Origin of the sequence: Paenibacillus jepli, from assembly GCF_047238105.1 — a bacterium.
Classification (GTDB): Bacteria; Bacillota; Bacilli; order Paenibacillales; family Paenibacillaceae; genus Paenibacillus_D.
The window spans coordinates 613,307-632,428 of the sequence record NZ_JBDFMD010000001.1; the positions used below are offsets into that span (position 1 = coordinate 613,307).

Consider the following 19,122-nt stretch of genomic DNA (forward strand, 5'->3'; position numbering starts at 1 on the left):
CGAAGCAGCAGGCTACAATGTTACCAATCACATATTCTTCCTCAAAGGGGAGTAGCGTCCGGATTCCGTCCGGAAACAAAGTCGTCATTACATGGATGTCCGCCATCCATCGGCTTTGTTGGCATGAAGCGCTTGTTCTTTATCTCATGCTCAGCAAGACCTTTGCCTATAGTCGGCAGAGGTCTTTTTTATGTCCTGAGCCGACTACGGGATGAAGAAAATACAAGCCCCCACAGGAGGAAAACATGGAAGCAAGTTTGTTATTGGAGTATGGTTGGGTACTGCTCGTCCTGATCGCGCTGGAAGGGATCCTGGCAGCGGACAATGCCCTCGTCATGGCGGTTATGGTCAAGCACTTGCCGGACGACAAACGGAAGAAGGCTCTGTTCTACGGTTTGGCCGGCGCGTTCGTGCTCAGGTTCGGCGCTTTGTTCCTGATCTCGTTCCTGGTCAATGTCTGGCAGGTTCAAGCGATTGGCGCACTCTACCTGCTCTACATCTCGATCAATCACATCATCAAAAAATTCTTCTTGAAGAAGGACGAAGAGAACGGCAAGCCGAAGAAAGAATCCGGATTCTGGATGACAGTCTTGAAGGTTGAGCTGGCAGATCTGGCATTCGCAGTGGATTCGATCCTGGCCGCCGTTGCACTGGCCGTGACACTGCCGGCAACCAATCTGCCGACCATTGGCGGGCTGGATGGCGGTCAATTCGCAGTCATTCTGGCAGGTGGTCTGATCGGCATCGTCATCATGCGTTTTGCAGCCACCTATTTCGTCTCGCTGCTCAAGCAGCGGCCCAATCTAGAGACCGCAGCTTTCTTGATCGTCGGCTGGGTCGGCGTCAAGCTGGCGCTGTATACACTTGCTCACCCCGACATCAACTTTATCGACAAACACTTCATCGAGTCGTCGACATGGAAGATCTTCTTCTGGGCCGTCCTGATCGGCATCGCCGTCGTCTCCTGGTTCCTCAGCGGCAAGCTGGACGCCGAGAGTCCGATTACGGAGAAGGAAGCCAAGGTCGTCAAGGAAGAGGAGAACATCGTCGAAACCGGCGAAAAATAAATCGCATTTTACAACAAAACAAACGACTTCGCTGTCCCAAAGGACCTGCGAAGTCGTTTTAAATTTGGAATCTATGAAGCGCCGCCTGCTCCCATTCGGGCCGCAAGCCGATGCAATACTTGTTTTAGCCGGACATTCTCGCAAGGCTTGATGATGTAATCCACAATCTGCTGATCAAACGCCCACAACGCATAATTTTTATTCTCGGTCACGACAACAATCTGGACGCCGGGATACTGCTCTCTGATCTGTTCTGCGACGAGTACGCCATGCATGTCGGGCAGTTGTAAATCAAGGAATAGGGCATCCGGTTGAAGGAGACCGATGCTGTCGATCGCTTCGAATGGGCTCTTGCTTTTGCCGATAACCGCTACATTGTCCAGTTGCCCGAGCATATCAGCCAGCCGGTGCATTTCACGTTCATTGGCATCCAGCACATACACTTTTATCAACCGCTCCCCTCCTTCACCGGTAGTATAGCAGCGGCTGCTCTGCGGCAGATAAGCCGGCCGCGAGCAGTCATCTGCTCATGCCTATTCTCACTTGCTCGGCCGCAGAAGCGCCAGATCTTGGGTCGGTACGACGAGATGAATATTGTTCATCGTGCGCAAGGAACCTGAGATGATGCCGGCCAGACGCCCCTGCTCGTCCAGCAGAGGACCGCCGGACATGCCGCTGACGATCTCCGAGGACACCAGCACCCGGCTGCGGCCGTTGATGATCGCTGCGGGACTGTTGACGATGCCTTCGGTGATGATCGGCGTATCCTTGAGCGGGTAGCCCATTGCATAGATGCGTTCCCCGTGCTGGAGTGCCGGTTCTCTGACAGGTAGGATCGTATATGCCGGTACATTGGCCTTGGGTGCCGGGAGCTTGACGATCGCAGCATCAGTCCGCTCGTCATACGCCAATACTTTTACGGAACGTACAGTCCGTCCATCGCTCAACACCGCTTCGATCGAAGCTGCGTCTTTGACGACATGGTAGGCCGTTGCAGCAGTGCCGTCCGCTGCAATGAGCGATCCGCTGCCCACCGACTTAACGGTTTGATCTTCATTCAGTACTCTCAGATAGATCATCGCTTTATGTGACCGCGCATAACTGTCTTCAGCATTATAGCTTGCCGGCGAATCCGCTTGTGTGCCTAGCGCGACAAGTCCGGTACCTGCCAGCAGCAGGAGCAGCAGCCATGCTGCCGCCCATTTGCTTCTCATTTGCCTCTCCTCATTCCTTGCGATTACTTGATGGCCGACATGATGGCCTCATAAGCCCAATGACCCGGGTTCACATCGGTGATCGGTGCGTGTTCGCCGTCCGGCTTGGTCCCTACCATCCGGTTAATCACGGTCACCGCCTGGGCTCTGGTGATCAGCTCCTGCGGTCTGAACGTACCATCCGGGAATCCCTGGATCAATCCCAGTGCGGTGAAGGCGTTGACGTACCCTTCGGACCAATGGCCTTTGACATCGCTCAGAATCGTCGTATGAGATACCGCCGTCTCCAGTTCCAATACCCGCGAAAGGACAACGACGAACTCGGCTCTCGTCAGCCCCCGGCTGCTGCCGAAGGTGCCGTTGGGATAACCTTCGATGATCCCAGCGGAAGCGAAGAATCCGACCAGATCCTCTTCCCGGGATTTGACATCGCTGAATGGGTGGCCTACGGTTATCTGCTGCATATCCAGCAGCGGCGCCAGTGCCTCGATCAGCTCATAGCGGGTGATTGCTTGATTCGGCTTGAACGTCTGGTTCTCATAAGCCGAAATATAACGAATCTCCGATGCATTTTCTTTTACTTGATAATGGGCGTTCTCCACTTCGAAGCGAAGGGTAATGATCGTGTCATCGCCGCTTGTGATAGCTTTGACTGTCGTGTTGCCGCTGAGGATGAGCTCGCCCTTGTAGATCTTGCTCCTCTTGGTCGGCTCACTGCCGTCCGTCGTGTAATAGATGGTCTGGCCCGCTGGTGCAGTCAGCACGAGCTTGCTGTTCTTGGCGACTCTGACCGTACCGTCAGCAGCTTGGCCGCCGATCGTTGCCTGGAGCGTCGGCTCCGGCTGCTGCTCCGGCTCGGGCTCCGGCTTCGGCTGTGGCGTTGTCGGGATCGCAACGCCGCCTCCGCCGCCGGCAGGAGGGTTGCCGCCAGCCGTTTCTTTGGTCCAGACGCCGGTCACCATGCTGCTGTACTCTTTATTCTCGGCGATGGTGATGGCTCTGATCGTTGTCGTCTGCTTCAGCTCGATCGGTCCGCTGTACACTTGCGAAGTTTCATTCGGCGTCCTGCCGTCGGTCGTGTAGTAGATCCGTCCGCCCGGTTCGGTCGTCGTAAGCGTGATTTGGACCGTATCCTTGAAGGAAACCTGTGCCGGCAGCACCGGGCTCGCTGCTTGGATGCTGTACCTCGGAGCCGGCTGCTGGATGCGGATCGTCCGCTCCAGTCCGCCGGCTGCGGCCTTCAACGCCACAGGACCCGTAGTCGCCAGCTGCGCCTTGGCGCCGCTGACAAGCGCTTCTCCGCGCGCGGCCGTCCAGCTGATGCCTGGTGTGGACAGAGCTACCGCTCGGTCGCGCTCGATGCGGCTCACCAGATCCTGTGCATGCAGCACTACCGTCGCAGCTCCCAGCCGCGATTCCGCCTTGGTTTGCAGGTTCTTCAGCTGTGGATAGAAGCTTGCGCTTGGCTGCCAATGCGTTGCTGCGAGTCCGCCGGGCAAGCTTCCTCCGGTAAGCTGTTGGCCGGTCAAGCCCTGACTGCCGGCATCACCTGGTACTCTGATACCATCTGCATTATAGAAGCTGCTGTTCAGCTTTAACATCTGACTGTTGTACACATTGCCAGTCAGAACCGTTGCATCGCTCTTTTGACCAGCGATGCCGCCGAAATAGGTCTTCTGCGCGATCAAGATGCCATCTGAGACGGCTGTTGCCTGGCCGCCCGCGAGCGATTGACGGATCGTTCCGCTGTCCGTCGCTTGTCCGGCGATGCCGCCTGCCCAGGCTCGGTCGCTGCCACCCGCATGAACCGTCCCGGTAGACGAACTATACTCGATGATGCCGCTGCTTACCCCGGCGATACCGCCGGCTGATGGACGCTCCCCTTCGGCATGGACCTCGGCATAGGACAACACCTCGGTGATGACGCCTTGTGACGTGTTCTCGCCGGCGATGCCGCCGACAGCCTGACCGTTCGCAGTCTCGATCCTGCCAGTCGTCAGCGACTGCGAGATCGTACCGTCGTTGCGGCCCGTGATGCCGCCGACCTGCGTACCTTCACCGTTGATCTGTGCGTCCACGCGGACTTGCTCGATCAGACCGGTGTTTATGCCGGCTGCAACACCGCCTACAGACGATACGTTCACCCCGGCCGATACGAACCGGAGGTCGCGGATGGTCCCTGCATTCTCGGATACGAAGCCGGTAGGCACGCCTGCGACGCCATGCAGCGTCAAGCCTGATATCGTGTGGCCGCCGCCGTCAAAAATCCCGTTAAAAGCCGCAAATGGCTGCCACGGCCGACCCTCGAGATCCAGATCCGCTGTCAGGGTGATCCGGTCGACTGCCAGTTTGGCTGCGGCCGTCCGGTCGAATAGACGATAATAGTCCAATCCTCGCTCATTGTTCAGCAGGACCGCACCGTTCAGCTGCTCCACCGTGCGCACGGCCAGCTCGCCTTCCCATGCATCGCTCAGGAAATGCGTATCGACCCGATCCGTCCAGATGGACGTCTCACCCAGCGGATTGACCGCTTGTTCGCTGTAGCTCGGCGCCGGGCCCCTGTTGTGTCCGATCAGGTCCGACTTGCTGTCCACAGTCGCGCCGGTGATCCTGCCGTCTCGGAAGTTGTAGCCGACCAAGGAGCCTTTATATACGTTGGCTCCTGTGACCTCCACAGAGATGGCGACCGCACCGGCATGCACCTGATGCAGCAAGCCGTCATTGTAGCCCGCGAAACCGCCGGTATACGAACGGGTTGCACCGCGCGTGCCCACGGTCTTGACGCTGTCCTGCAGCGCATAGGAGCGGCTGATCTGCGCTCCCGCCTCGATCTCGCCGGCAAAGCCGCCGCTGCGCGTATCGAAGCCGGTGTTGCTGATATTGCCGGCAGCATAGCTGTCCGAGATCAGATAATGATTGATCGCCCCGCTGAAGCCGCCGGCGTAGGCGCCCAGACGTCCGTTCAACATGACATCTCCGGTAGCGTAGGCCAGCGTCAGCTCGCCCTTGACCGACGGATCGCCGGTACCCGTCAGGCCGCCAAAGCCGCCGGCATAGATCGTGTTGTCCTGATTGTCATCCTGAACTGCGACGTTCATTTCCGTCGACACGTTGGACATGACGGTGCGCTCCGCTGTGCCTACGAAACCGCCGGCAAACGTGCCTGGCAGCCTGCCTGGCTTGGATACTGCCGTGCCGACTGTCAGCTTGCTGTCGCTGCCGCCCTGCCACCTGGTGTAATGCAGCTCACCGCCGACCGTATGACCGACAATGCCGCCGACATGAAAGACATGGCTGGAAGGCGCATCAATCGCACCGTCAGCATAGCTTCTGACGATAATGCCGCTGGAGTAGCCGGCGATCCCGCCCAGCTCCGTCGTCTTGCCGCCCTGGACGAGAAAGTCAGCCTGCGAGTCGCTGTTGTAGATCGACGCATCAAGCAGTTGACCCGTCAGGCCGCCGACTGCGAGATTCGCCTCATGGTCTGTGCCATTCACAGTGATCATGATCGGCATCACCCTTGCATCGTATAAGCCGTGATAGAGCGGCATCGCGTGGCCAAAATCAAACCCTTGATCGCGGGCCTCCGAGCTGACCACGCCGGCGATGCCGCCGACATAGCTGTTTCCGCTGCGCGAGGTTACTATCAGCTGTGGCAGAGCCTCGGCATCGTGAATGATGGAGTTCTCCGCCTTGCCGACGATGCCGCCGGCTGTTATTTGCTCAGCCTCGCCACGGATCGCGAGCTCTGCTCGAGCGCCGCTCATCGCCATCTCAAGCGAACGACCGACGATACCGCCGATCACAGCATCCTGACTCGCTGTATCCGGGGCAATGCTCAGCCCGGTTACAGCGATCTCCTCGATATCGAAGTCCGCGGTCCCTTGTCCTTCCTTGACGCCAACGGCGCCGCCGAGCACGCCTTTGCCGCTAAGATGAATTCCTTCGGCAGCTCCCGTGACGACAAGCTCCTGCAAGGTATTGCCTGCAGACGATCTGCCGATAATACCGCCGACGATCGTCTGCTCGCCGGTCGGGCTCAGGACACCGCCATCGAAAATCACAGTCAGGTCCGTTCCTTTACCGCTCACATATTCCCCGATCAGACCACCGACCGTCTGGCCGCCTCCGCCGGAGAAAATGGTGAATTCAGGTTTTAGCGAGACGCGGAAGCCAGACATATCGCCAGTCTGTCTGCCGACGATACCGCCGATCACGGACAATTCGGCATCGCTGCCGACACTGCCGTCCTGGGCTCTGATCTCGAAGAGTGACGGCTGCAGCTCAGCCTCATTCTCTCCGATCACTCCGCCTATGGTAGACTCTGGACGTGCGCCGACGATCCGGCTGCCGTCTTCGATCATAATCAGCAATTCTTCCCACACGCCCGTATTCTTGCCGATGACACTGCCCACCGTACGGCCGGACACTTCCATCCCGTCCAGCAGATGCAACGTGACAGACGTTACCCTGCCTTTGTTGTAGCCCGCCAGCACACCTGTGTAATTCATGCCGGCAACCGCGCTCGGCTCCAGCGTCATATTGCGCACGGTGCCATGCTCGCCGATGACGCCGAACAGTCCGCTATAGTCATGGACAGGCTGTACGGTCAGACCATCGATAAGGTAATGTTTGCCATCGAAGGTGCCCTGGAACGGACGATCTTCATTGAAGCCGATCGGCACCCACTGCTGGGACTGGATCGAAACCTTGCCGCCGAGCTCGATGATCCGATTGCGGAAGTCGAAGGATTCCATACCCGGTACTGTGCCGTTGACCAGCGCCGCCAGACCGGCCAGCTCCGCTTCAGTCGTCAGCACATAAGTCTCAGCCCCGCGGTCGTTCATATACCAGTTGATATTGGCATTGACATCATTGCCGCCCTGCCCCCCTGTGTTGGCCGTACGGTTAAGCTCAGGATACTGATAGCTGGCATTGGGCGAGGCGTACTTCCAAGTCTGTACGAAATCCCAGCCCGAGTGTCCAGGGAATATCTGCCGGTCCTTCAGCGTCTCTGTCTGCAGCGTACTCAGACCGCCGAGCACGCCCAGGAAGTTGAAGTTGCCTGCGGCAAAATCCGGCAAGTCGTTGTTGTACTGCTTGCCTTCGTCTTTGATATAGAAGTTTTTGTACAGGAGATTTTTACTTGCATTGTCGTAGCGTCCTGCATAACCGCCCGCCAACGCCCCGTTCTCGGCCACGACTCTTGCAGTCGAATACGTCTGTGCAATTTCGCCATTGCGAATCCGGCCGGCGAAACCGCCTGCGAAGGAGTTTTCATTGACTGCACGTACATTTTTGATGACATATGCGTCGGTGATCGTGCCGGATTCATGGTTGCCGACGAAGCCGCCGACCACACTGTTGATCCCGCCCGCTGTTACTACAGAAGAAGTATGCGACTGTTTGATATGACCCGTATTCCAGCCTGCAAGCCCGCCCAGATATACCGGCTGCGATTGCGAGCCTGTAGCTTGGCCGTTGATGTCGATATCGACATACGAAGCCTGGATATGGCCTTCGTTGCGACCAACCAGCCCGCCGGCGAGCGTGCCCTCGCCCTCGATGGTCATCGTAGCGTTGGCGTAGGTGTAGTAAAGTGTGCCTGTGGTTGTGTTCCTGCCCACCAGACCGCCCAGGATGCCCTGACTTGCAGTGGAGGTGACAGGAATCTTGTCGGTAATGCTGTTATTGGCAATCAAGGTGCGGTTCTCGCCGACCATGCCGCCTGTGACTGTCGCAGGCGAGGTTACATGGACCGCCCTGGTCGATGTGCCTACAACCCGGCTGTGCTGGATGCTGCTTGCTGCCGTCGCAGGATCTGCACCCGCATCCCCCGCGCGGGCATCGTTGATGCCGACATAGCCGCCGACGGTAGACGAAGCCGCTGTCGAGATAACCTGCACATAGAGATCAGTAATGGCTACGCCCGTGATGACGGCTTCGTGCGTACCCCGATTGTAGCCCGCCATCCCGCCGACGATGCTGCGAGGTCCGCGGACGTTCAGATTGACAGTACGTCCGTCGAGACGTCCCAGCTTGGCGCGATCGTTGTAGCCGGAGACCCCGCCGATGTACGCATCAGCCGCCGCTTCTGCGGTATTGATCAGCACATTGCGCAGATTGGCTGCCGTCAGGTCGCCGGTGATGCCGCCTTCTTCCATGCGTCCTGCAATCCCGCCTGCCTGCACCTCAGGCGCACTCACCGAAAGGATGACATAATTGGGCAGTTCACCGTCTGCGACCGGCTGCTGGATGTCGGTCTGGATTGCATGACCGACGATGCCGCCGACCATCGATTGGCTGCCGCTGACGGTAATCGTTGGCAATTCGCCGGCAATAAGGTGGCTGCGTGCGATGGCAGCTGACTGGCTGCCTGCTTCAGCCGGCTCGGCATGGCCGGCGATCCCGCCCGCAGCGGTCCGTTCACCGGAAGTGTTGATCACGATCGAGCTGGCGATGCTGTCTGTCAGTGAGCCGCTTAAGTAACCGGCAATGCCGCCCAGCCGGTTGTCCGCCCCGGTCGCCGTGATCTGGATATCCTCAGCCAGCGTGCGCGGACTGTCGCCCGAGATCTCGCCGAAGCTGCCGCCCGCCGAAGCGGAAGCGCCGCTCAGCTCGAACTGTACATGCCGCGACTCCATGCGGCTGCGCTCGCTGCTGATCGCCCCTTCCTGGATACCTACGATACCGCCTGCACGGATGCGGTCTGCAGGTGAGGTTAGGTGGATATCTCTTACATCCGTGTAGACCACCGGTGCCCGGCCCGCACCAATCGCACCGCCGAAGCTGCTGTCGTCTGCCAACAGCTGCATCGTGATCTGGCTGACACGGACCATCGACTCCGCCTCTCCGACCGAAGCGTCAGCTGTCAGTCTGCCGGCTACGCCGCCCAACGTGTACTGGCTTGTACCGTCCTCGGTCATAAAGCCTACCTTGGTGACGCTGCTTTGCCGGATGGACAGAGCTGTCTCGTTGTGGCCGACGATGCCGCCTGCCGTCAAATGCTGAGCCCCATCTACTGCTCCAGTACTGGCGGAGATCGTCAAAGAGTTATGGCCATGATAGCCTGGATCGCCGACGGTGGCGCCTGTAATCGTACCCTGAGCGGAGCCGGCGATCCCGCCTGCCGCCGCGCCCGGAGTAGTCGCCGTCAGGCGTATGTGACGCACCGTTACGTTCTCAGCGCTGCCGTTTAAGTAACCCGCGATACCCCCAAGCGTCCCATCCGAGCTCAGCTCCGCGAACGTGTCTGCCGTGCCGCCGGCCTGCGAAGCCGAGAGCGTCCCGCTTTGCAGGCTGCCGACGATACCGCCGGTGAACGTCTTATCTCCTCCAACAGCCTGGATGCTGCCGGAGAATACGGCATGGTCCACATTGGCATTGTGGGCGTACCCGACGATGCCGCCCGTACTGACTGTAGCATCAGCAGCCGATGCTGTCGACGTCACTTGGATCGTATGGGCATAGGTTGCACCGCTCACGCGCTTGTCGACGCTCTCGGCCGGGATCCAGCCGATATACCCGCCGGTGTACACTTTTTGCTGGCCATTAACAATGAGATCTGTGTTACTTACTACATTGTTGCTGGGCTCCCCGGAAGCTCTCGCGTAAGCCCGGTTGCCAGTGATGCCGCCGGTGTATACCCCAGTGCCGCCGGATACCGTAATCGTGCCGTGCGTCTGATAAGCCTGCGGCTCTGCGCTGTTCAACAATACGCGACTGCCTCCGTAGCCGAGCACTCCCCCTGTATAAGCTTCGTTCGGAGCGCCGCTGACGGTCAGATTGGCCGCATTGCCCGCCGCGCCTTCGAAGGCCAGCTCGCCGTTCACGCGGCCAAAGAGGCCGCCCGTATACACCTGGTTCGTTCCCGATACCGTTACTTCATTAATATTGGTATGCGGCAGGTGCCAGGTCAGGTCGCTATTGACATAACCGGCGATGCCTCCGGTATGCACTTGCGAGCCGCCGTTATTGATAACGGGCTGCGTATGCATGTATTGCACCCGATAATGACGGTCCAACTGGAAGCTATGGATGCTGCCCGCGATGCCGCCGGCATAGCTGCTTGCCGAGCCTGGCGCCGATACCTCTACAGTAGCTTTGCTGGAGGTCAACTCGGAGAGCGTCAGCTCGCCGTCCACCCGTCCGATGATGCCGCCGGCGTAGTTATGGAGACCGGACTGGGCGAGGATGTGACCTGCATTGTCAAACGGCGTATTTTCTTCGTCCATCCGCAGGTCGCCCTGCGCATAGCCGACGATGCCGCCGGCATAGACACTGCCTGTTGGGCTGCCTACCGCCGTCAGAGTGATGTGATTGGCATTCTTTTTCATCTTCATGCCATAGCTGCCGGTGTATCCGACGATACCGCCGACGTGTGTATCCTGGCCGTTCACGGTCATAGTGCCGTAGTTGAGCGACGTAGAGATGTCCCCTTCGCCCCAGCCGACGATGCCGCCGGCATAGACCTGCTGATCTGAATTGACCGAGATCACGATGTTGTTGGTAATATTGTAGACGATACTGGAGCCGGTCATTTTGCCGACGGCTGCACCGACATACACAGATTGATTGTTATTATTCACCTGGATGCTGCCCGAAACGTCGAATACATACCCGCCGACCGTGCCGCTTTCCATATACCCGACCAGACCGCCATACTGGAGCTGCTGAGGGAGCGTCATGCCGCGGATCGTAAACGTCTCGCCTTCCAGCGCTGTCAGGGAGCCGCGGAACGGATGCTGCTCGGTGCCGATCGGCTCCCATACATATCCGCCGCCGAGCTGGATGTCCTGGGTGATTTCCAATATTTTTCCTTGAAATCCATTGACACTGCCTTCATTAACCAGTTTGGCTACGCCAGCCAGTTGTTCTGCAGTATTGATCTTGTAACTGGGGTAGATGGGATCGTACCAGTCCGTATCGGCATGCTCGATCCAGCTGGACCCGTCCGCCTGTGCCATATATACGCTCGTTCCTGCCGCCAATACTGCACAGACCAGGACAGCTGCAATCCAATAGATGGTCTTCTGCTTAAGAGCCATTCGTACACCGCCTTAGCTGTTTGTAAATCGTTAGCAGACGCACCCACCCGGGCTGCTCTCGCCCCAAGTGGGTAGCATCGCTATAGTCTAGTAGTCGGTAATCAACCGGTCGAGACGGATGGCAATAGCCGCGGCTTGCGCTCTGGTGAGCACCTCCGCCGGTTTGACCCGGTTGTTGTCTCCGGTAATAATGCCGCTCTGGACACTCAGCGCTACCGGACGGCGGGCCCACTCAGGAATCGCAGCCTCGTCCTCGAAGCCTGCCAAGATGTCCTCGATCTGCGCTTCCGTGATCTCCGCTCCGATATTCATCGCCGAGAGCAGTCTACCGACCATCGCCATCGCCTCCACGCGGGTCAGCGAGGATTGCGGCATATAGGAGCCGTCCGCCATGCCGTTAACGATTCCCATCTGCGAAGCGACCGAGACGCTCCGGTTGAACCAGTGGGATTGCTGTACGTCGGTGAAATCCGATGACGCATCCTTATTCATCCAGCCCGCCACGCGGAGCAGGATCGTCGGATATTCGGCTCTCGTAATCTTGCTGTTCGGATCGAATCGGCTGTCGCCTTTACCGAGGACGAACAGCTTGGCTGCTGCATCACGGATGCTCTCGCCTGCCCAGAAGCCCGGCTGTACATCCTGGAACTCGCCTGCACTGCGGACGAAGAACAGTTGGCCTTCCCCGGTCAGCTGCACGGATACATGCGCACCTTCAGTCTCAAGCTTCCAAGGTACGGTTGTCCAGCTGCTGCCGTCAGGCGAACGCAGGACAACTGCTGTAATGTCGGACGACCGGATGCCTTCCGGTACGCTGATCGATGCCAGGATCGGCGAGGACCAGCTGGCTGTCGGCAGGTTGGAGCTGATGATGACGCCATCGCCTGCGCCAAGCGCTGCTGCACCCAGTCCGCGAGCGATCTCCCGATCCGTTGCACGCTCTGTCGCGCTGGCAGGACGGATCGTCAGCTCGAGGTCTCCCGTCACGGCTGCAAGCCGTGTATGGTCCAGCTCGAGCTTTGCCAGCGGCAGATCGATGACGAGCTTGCTGCCGGCATCTGTCGTCTTCTTGACAGCTGCACGATCGATCTTGAGCGTATAATTCTTGTTGTTGTTGGATTGCTGAGCCTTGATGATCAGGCCATCTGCCGTCAGGTTGTTAACCATCTCATCCGTAACATGCAATACTGCAGTAGTGCCGTTCCATTGCGCCGTGACCTTCTGATCGCCTACATTAACCTCGATCGGTCCCGTCGGCTGCTCAGGGGTTTGCGGTGTCTCCTCCGCAGGAGGCGTTGTTCCCGGCGCACCTGGTCCTGGAGCTCCCGGACCAGGGCCGCCAGGGCCTACTGGACCGACTGGGCCACCAGGTCCGCCAGGGCCTGGAAGAACGGGATCGGTGTAGATCCGGGCTGTCAGGATGCCGGACACCGCAGTCGTTTCTTTGTTCAGCGATGTACGGGCAGCGACGATGATACGGTCGCCTTCGGCAGCCGCAATCCGTCCATCCTGAGGCAGGAACTTCCAGTCTTCTATTTTTTGTTTGAAGGTTGGTGCTGCAGCATTCGTCCCTTTGGCGAACACTTTGTAAACCAGCTGCTGACCAGTCATCTCTCCCGCGGATTGAACGACCACTTGGGTCATCGACTTGTTGCCGCTCACGACTGCTGTCGAAGCCGTAATCGAACGAATTGCCGTTTGCTCGGGAGCCACGACGCTCGCAGCAACCATTGTCTCCAGCGTAACGTCCTCGGAGATCCGGTACTCGGCTTCGATCAGGCTGGCGCCGAGCGCCTGGGCCGTGACTTTGCCATTTTTATCGAGCTTGATGCTATCTCCTCGCGTAACCTGATAGCTCAGATTCGCCAGCTTACTCGACGGGATGGTCTCCTCAACATATACCGGCTTACCGTTTTGATTACCATTTCTATATCGCAGCTTCGCTTGCAGTGTCCGGGCCTCGCCCGGCTTCATCGGTGTCAGCTCCTCGATAACCAGCGCCGTCGGCACTCTGAAGCTGTCGTTGGTGATGCCGACGGTCGCGCGGTTCTCATTGCCTGCGGCATCGCGTGCCACGAATGTCAGATCCACGACCGGATCATTCCCTTTAATCGGCACCATGCTGTCAAATGCGCCGTTCTCCGCCAGCTCCACAACAGTTCCGCCTACCGTGAGCACGGCGTCGGTTGAGGTAGAGCCGACGATTCGGATCTCGCCGCCGCTTGTGCGCTCGCCGGTTAGCGGCTGATCGATGAACAGCTTCGGCGCGATCGTATCAACCGTCAGATATAGCATTGTAACCGCCATATCTCTCGTCGTCTTGTTGCGGGCTACCAGCTCGATCGCATAAGGACCGTCGGTATCGAATTGGTCAAAGCTGATGGCCCCGGCGCTGCCGCTGCCCGCATTGGTCAAGCTGACCTTGCCGACCGACTTGTCATCATAGAACGCCTCGACCTCGACATCCTTCTGATCGGAAGTCAGCTGGATCGTCTGGGTCGTCTGCTTGGTCAGAACCTCCAGGAAATCCGCGTTATGCTGCCCGCTCATGGACAGCTTCGGCTTCGCCGGCACCGGCAGCAGCCGCTTCGCCGCATCCGTCCGGTTCGCGAAGTGGTAATTCTCGTTTTTGTCCGCTTCTTTGGTCGGCTTGGTGACGCTGCTCACGCCAATGACATATTCCTTGCCGACCTCAAGACCGGTATAAACATAACTGCTGCGCAGTGCCGTATCTCCATCCAGACTTTGCAGATTCACTTCGTCGGAGGTGGATGTGGCACTCCAGCCGCCGATCAGGATGTTCTCATACTGGCCAGTCTGGCTGTTGTAGAATGGCGCTAGCTCTTCTTCGGTGAACAGAATGTCGCCGAATGCCGCGTAAGGCACGAGCGCGCCGCCCTTTTCTTGACGGGCTTCGATCATATAGCTGTGTTCAAATGCGCTATGGCCGGATTTTTTGGCCTTCGGCTTGAACGACAGAGCGAACAAACCATTGCCCGCCGGCTTTACCACGACGTCGCTGACCGCTTCCGGTGCCAGCGGATCGATGAGCTCGAACCGCTCGGTCGACGTTTTCGTTCCGTATGCGCTGGCCGATTTGAGCTCCGCACGCAGGTAGTAGTTACCTTGCTGCAGCAGGCCGCGGATATCCTCCCTGTCTCCGAGAAGGGATACGCTGGTCACGTCGATGACCTCGCTGCCGCTCGTTGTTTTGCCGGTTTTGCCGCCGTTTTTGACGACCGGGAGGTTCTTGGCGATCAGCAGTCCCGGATCGCTTGCGTCTGGAAGCGCCTTTGGATTCGCAGCTTGACCGGGATCCAGGACAGGTGCCACAGGCTCGTCCGTCAGATACAGATTGATGGTGTCTCCCGGTTTGGCGTTCGCCACGCTCCAGGAAGCTGTGAACAGGTTGGGGTTGCTGGTGTTTTTGGTCAATTCAACATTCATCAGTTCCGGTACCGTCGGTACGTTCAGTAGTCGCGTATCCACAGCACGGTCTGAAGTCAGCGTCCAGTTCCCACCGCTGGCCAGCTTGTCATCGGGCAGGACGATATAGACTTTTCTGGAGTCTACGCCATCGAGCGCTTTCCCAGCCGGGATGATCTGGGTATATGCATTGGCGCCTTTCACCGTATTTGTGTTGTCATAGACGATCGGATGATTCGCACCGGATGCATCCCTGAGCTTCAATTCCGGTCTCGCGCTGCCGTCGTATGCGACCTCGATGATCGCATTGCCGCTTACATCGTTCATAGCGATTTCGTGCACTCTGCCGTTGTTTTTGACATTGATGCCGCCGATGCCGATCGAGGCGGAGCCGTTCTCAATAATCTGGACGCCTTCAGCGACTTGACGATACGTAATCTCATGCGTCTCCTGCTCGCTATTAAGCCAGGAGGTCGCGAGCGTCTCCATGCCTTGGCCGATGACCATCAGCGTTGGACCACGCTCCGGATCCTCGACGACCAGATGCATCAGACCGTCCGGCAGCTGCTCGCCGGAGGTGCCGAATTCGATCCCGCCGCCCCAATAATAAGTGATGCCGATGGAGATAAAGAGAATACCGACGCTTCCCCAGATCTTGTCATTGTTGACGCCGAAGAAGACACTGGCGAGCGGCATGCCACCGACAATCGGAACATTGGACGGGATCTGCAGCTTGGCGCCGATGAAGCCTTCAAAATCGGTCCGGTTCTTCTCCAGGTTCTGCCCCACGAAGATCCCCGCACGGCCGATGATGATGTCCCAGCCGCCGATATTGACTTCCGTCTCGACCCGGACGAACCACGGCGTCACCCATTGGGCTTCGAGCAGCGCCTTCGTAACCATCTCCATGAGATCATCATCATCCGGACTAGGGTTCGTGGAGAAATCCAGCTTGCCCTCGATCTTCAGACCCGTCCGCTTGACGGTCAGGTCGACGTCGCCGAAGAAGTAGGCCGGCGCGATGCCGAAGCGCATGCTGACTCCTGCCTGCACGACCAGCGGGAACGGATCCTTGTCCGAGCCGCCGGCGATCGTATCGGCCAGCTCACGGATCGCCCCGCGCACCCCAGTCAGGTATGTAGCTCCTGTGACCAGCACGCCTGGATTGCCGAGGGACGTTTTGAAGCCGATCACATCCGGCAGGATCCGTCCGTCCTTTACTTTTTTGAATGCCAGCTCGACGCCGATGTCGACCACTTCTTTGAGCACGGCTTCAAACTTGATGCCATAGGTGTTGGCCACCCCTGGCACTGGCTGTACGTAGTGGACGACCTTGAGCTCGCCACTGGCGCTGTCGCCTTTTTCTTTCTTTCCCTTGGCGTTGATGAGCCCAATATCAGAGCCTAACTCGAACTTAAGCGCCGCATCTACGCCGACGAAGCCTTCGTCGTTGAATACGACATTGTTGACCTCCCCTTCGATGATCTTCAGCTTGATCGACCCGCCGAAGGAGATGCCGCCCTCGCGGAGGATGAAGTCATTGAAGGAGAATCCGAACCCGCCAATTGCAAAGCTCGGCGGCGCGAACAGACTTTGTCTGTTAAAGTAGACATTCTCGATCATGACCTGACGCATCGGGTTGAGCCGGTCGCCGAGCGCCCCGACTGCCCAGCGCAGACTGCCGTTGAGCGTATCGTCTTCTTCATTGCCCTTGTTGTCTGCTTTCTCGTCTTTGCCCACGGTCAACCCTTGGCCAAGTGATTTTTTGAAGCCGTTGTAGAAGTCCAGTGTCCACTCGCCTTTATGGAAGATGAAGCCGCTGCTGGCCACGCTAAGCGTACCGTCGCCTTTTACAAACAATGATCTTACGAATGCCGAGTCCGACTTCCGGCCGAACATCTCCAGCTGACCCCGCACAAACACGAGATCTTTGCCGCGATATGCGACCGATTCGTTGATGATGGCCGGCTCGGTCTTGGTGTCGACGATCACCTGCTTTGTGTCGCCTGTGCCAACTTCCTTGACCATGCCGCGGATGACCACCAGCCTTTCGCGGTCATAATCGTCATCGCTGAAGAAGTCTTCCAGCTCTTTTTCCGAGGAGAACATTTTGTATTGGTAGAAAGGCACCTTCTCGTACACTTTATCGTCCAGGAATTTACTGAGATCGAACTCCGGGTCTACCGCTTTGCTCGCCGTACCAAACGCGCTGCGCAGCGCTTTGTACGACACTAGGTCGGAACTCAGCCCCGACACGCTGCTGAACGGATTGTTCGGGAACATGCTGTTCAGCTCATCGAGCAGGTCCTGGTCGTGACTGGACAAGCTGTTGATCGAGCTCACATCGATCGCTTGCTTGTACACGGCCAGAATACCCGCTTCACGCATCCGCGACTCGTCGTTGTCGGTCACCATGAAGGTCTGCGCGGTAATCACATCGAACAAGTCTGCCGTCTCTTCGTCGTCGCCCAACGTGCCTTTGTAATCCAGCTCCATCTGATACTCGCCAAGCGGTAGCTCAGGTCCGTTAGTCTCGCCGATCTTCCGGCCTTCGTTGTCGACGATCTCGCCGCCGCGATACGTAATCCGCATATCGCCGGAGAAGCCGTCATCGGTAGGCTGCATCAGCACCGACTCCTGGACCGGCACTTTGTAGCGGCTGCCGGTTACCTTCTCGCGGATATACAGGTCGAAGTTGGGCTGCGTCGTTTCATTGCCCGTGTTATAAGCTTCGATATTCGTCAGATTCATCGTGATGTATTTGACATCCGTGCTGTAGAGCTCTTTTGGCGTGACGCCGAATACCGTCGTAGGGACGGCGTCGCCGACTGCCGGCAGCAGGATAAAGTTGGACTGGCTGGATTCGTATTGCGCCATCAGCCCTTCGTCTTCTGTATCAGTCAGCTTGGCCCGCGTCTGCGGACTGCTGGCTGTCATCAGATACTCTCTCGTCACCGGCCAGGGCCGGCCAACCGCCTGCACTTTATATGATACCGTAATGGTATCGCCAGGCTTGAATGTTGGTTGAATCCCCAGTTCCGCTTCCTGCGGAGTCGGCTCTTTGCGAATCTCCAGTTCCTTGCTCCGGAACGATTCGAGTACCGCTTTACCGCTGCTGTCTCTGACAACCTCGCCTCGATCGTTGAGACGGACGAAATTCAGGCCGCCTTGGAGGGTCAGCTCGGATCTGATCGAGTCATGTTCCATATCGAACATGGCCAGGTTCTCGATCTCGGCGGTGATATCGAAGATGCCTTCATTGCTGTACGCGCTGTTGTCTCCGAGCGTAGCCAGCTGCTGAGGCGGATCCATGTAGCGGATGGAGAACACTTTGTCCGGCTCGATGATCTCGCCCAAGCCATAGACGGTCTCGTAGGAAGTCGCAGCGCCCTGTGCGATCGTCTTGGGCTGCCAGTAGAAGGCGACCGCAGAATCGGCCGTTCCATAATCGTTGGTGTCCCGGGTGTAATCCAGGTTGGGATTGACTTCGTAGTCCCATTTGGTGTTCGCCAGACCGTTCCAGTGGCCGACGATCATCTCGTCGACGATGTTGAAGCCGTTCTCTGCGACATTGTTGAAGCCATAGGCAATGACGTTGGTGGCCTGCGGATTGTTCAGATCCAGCCGGTCCCGCATCACCCAGTACGGCGGGAGCTTGTAGAAGTTGACATCTTCCTCGGGTACATCCGGTTCATGGACGAGCTTGCGCTCGACCAGCAGCGGCGCCTTGTAGGCTGTACCGATCTGGAAAGCCGGGCCGTCATTGCCGGCTACCATCGTGTCGAGCAGGATCCGACTGCCGATCTGGACATCAGCTCCGCTGTTATTAATGACTTCGTAACGGATGCTGACATTGCCGATGTTGGCCTTGTCGTTCATATCCGTGTAGAGCATCAGCACCTGCCTGATGGCGACACCCTTGATCTTCCAGGTCGTCTCGATGTGGCGGGTGCCGTCGGGATTGTTGACGATACGCGGCTTCGTCGTTTCGGAGAAGAAGCTGATTCCGAATTTGTACGGATTGCCAAAGATATAATCGTCCCCGTCGATGCGGAACGTCGTAAAGGATGTCTCGGGGTCGTCACCGCGGAACATCAGATTTACATTCTGGTCATTTTTGCGGATGGGCTGCCCCTCAACCGTGCGGATGCCGTACCGTCCCGTGCTGTTGTCCACCGTAATCTTGATCAGCTCGTTCTGGAGCACAGTGACATCGGGTGTGGACACTTGCGCAGCGATCGTCTCGATGCCGACAGCAGCAGACGAGATGAATAGGATCAATGCAAGCAATAAGGCCGTCGTCTTCTTGACAAGCTTCACTTCAGTACCTCCTGTTCTTTACTAACCTTAGTCGGACTCGCAACCATA

General features: G+C 58.0%; 5 protein-coding genes and 1 riboswitch. Of the genes, 1 reads left to right on the forward strand and 4 read right to left on the reverse strand.

Annotated elements, in window-relative coordinates; translation table 11 throughout:
• Positions 1-34 precede the first annotated feature (34 nt).
• Positions 35-152: riboswitch (yybP-ykoY riboswitch) on the forward strand.
• Positions 153-245: 93 nt separating this feature from the next.
• Positions 246-1,067 (forward strand): TerC family protein, encoded by an 822-nt coding sequence (locus tag ABC336_RS03000; RefSeq protein WP_413237248.1) that lies wholly within the window; start codon positions 246-248, stop codon positions 1,065-1,067.
• A gap of 71 nt (positions 1,068-1,138) precedes the next feature.
• Here ABC336_RS03000 and ABC336_RS03005 read toward each other — a convergent pair whose 3' ends face one another.
• The 4 genes from ABC336_RS03005 to ABC336_RS03020 form a co-directional block, all read right to left on the reverse strand.
• Positions 1,139-1,510, reverse strand: a complete 372-nt coding sequence (locus ABC336_RS03005) for a LytR/AlgR family response regulator transcription factor (protein ID WP_413242428.1) — start codon at positions 1,508-1,510, stop codon at positions 1,139-1,141.
• A 96-nt stretch (positions 1,511-1,606) separates the two neighbouring features.
• On the reverse strand, positions 1,607-2,281 hold the full coding sequence (locus ABC336_RS03010) for a S1 family peptidase (RefSeq protein WP_413237249.1): 675 nt from the start codon (positions 2,279-2,281) through the stop codon (positions 1,607-1,609).
• Between the two features lie 23 nt (positions 2,282-2,304).
• Entirely contained in the window at positions 2,305-11,328 is a 9,024-nt protein-coding gene (locus tag ABC336_RS03015) for a chitobiase/beta-hexosaminidase C-terminal domain-containing protein (protein WP_413237250.1), read from the reverse strand.
• A gap of 87 nt (positions 11,329-11,415) precedes the next feature.
• The gene (locus ABC336_RS03020; RefSeq protein WP_413237251.1) at positions 11,416-19,074 is read right to left on the reverse strand and encodes an S-layer homology domain-containing protein; all 7,659 of its coding nucleotides are present in this window, start codon (positions 19,072-19,074) and stop codon (positions 11,416-11,418) included.
• Between the last annotated feature and the right edge of the window lie 48 nt (positions 19,075-19,122).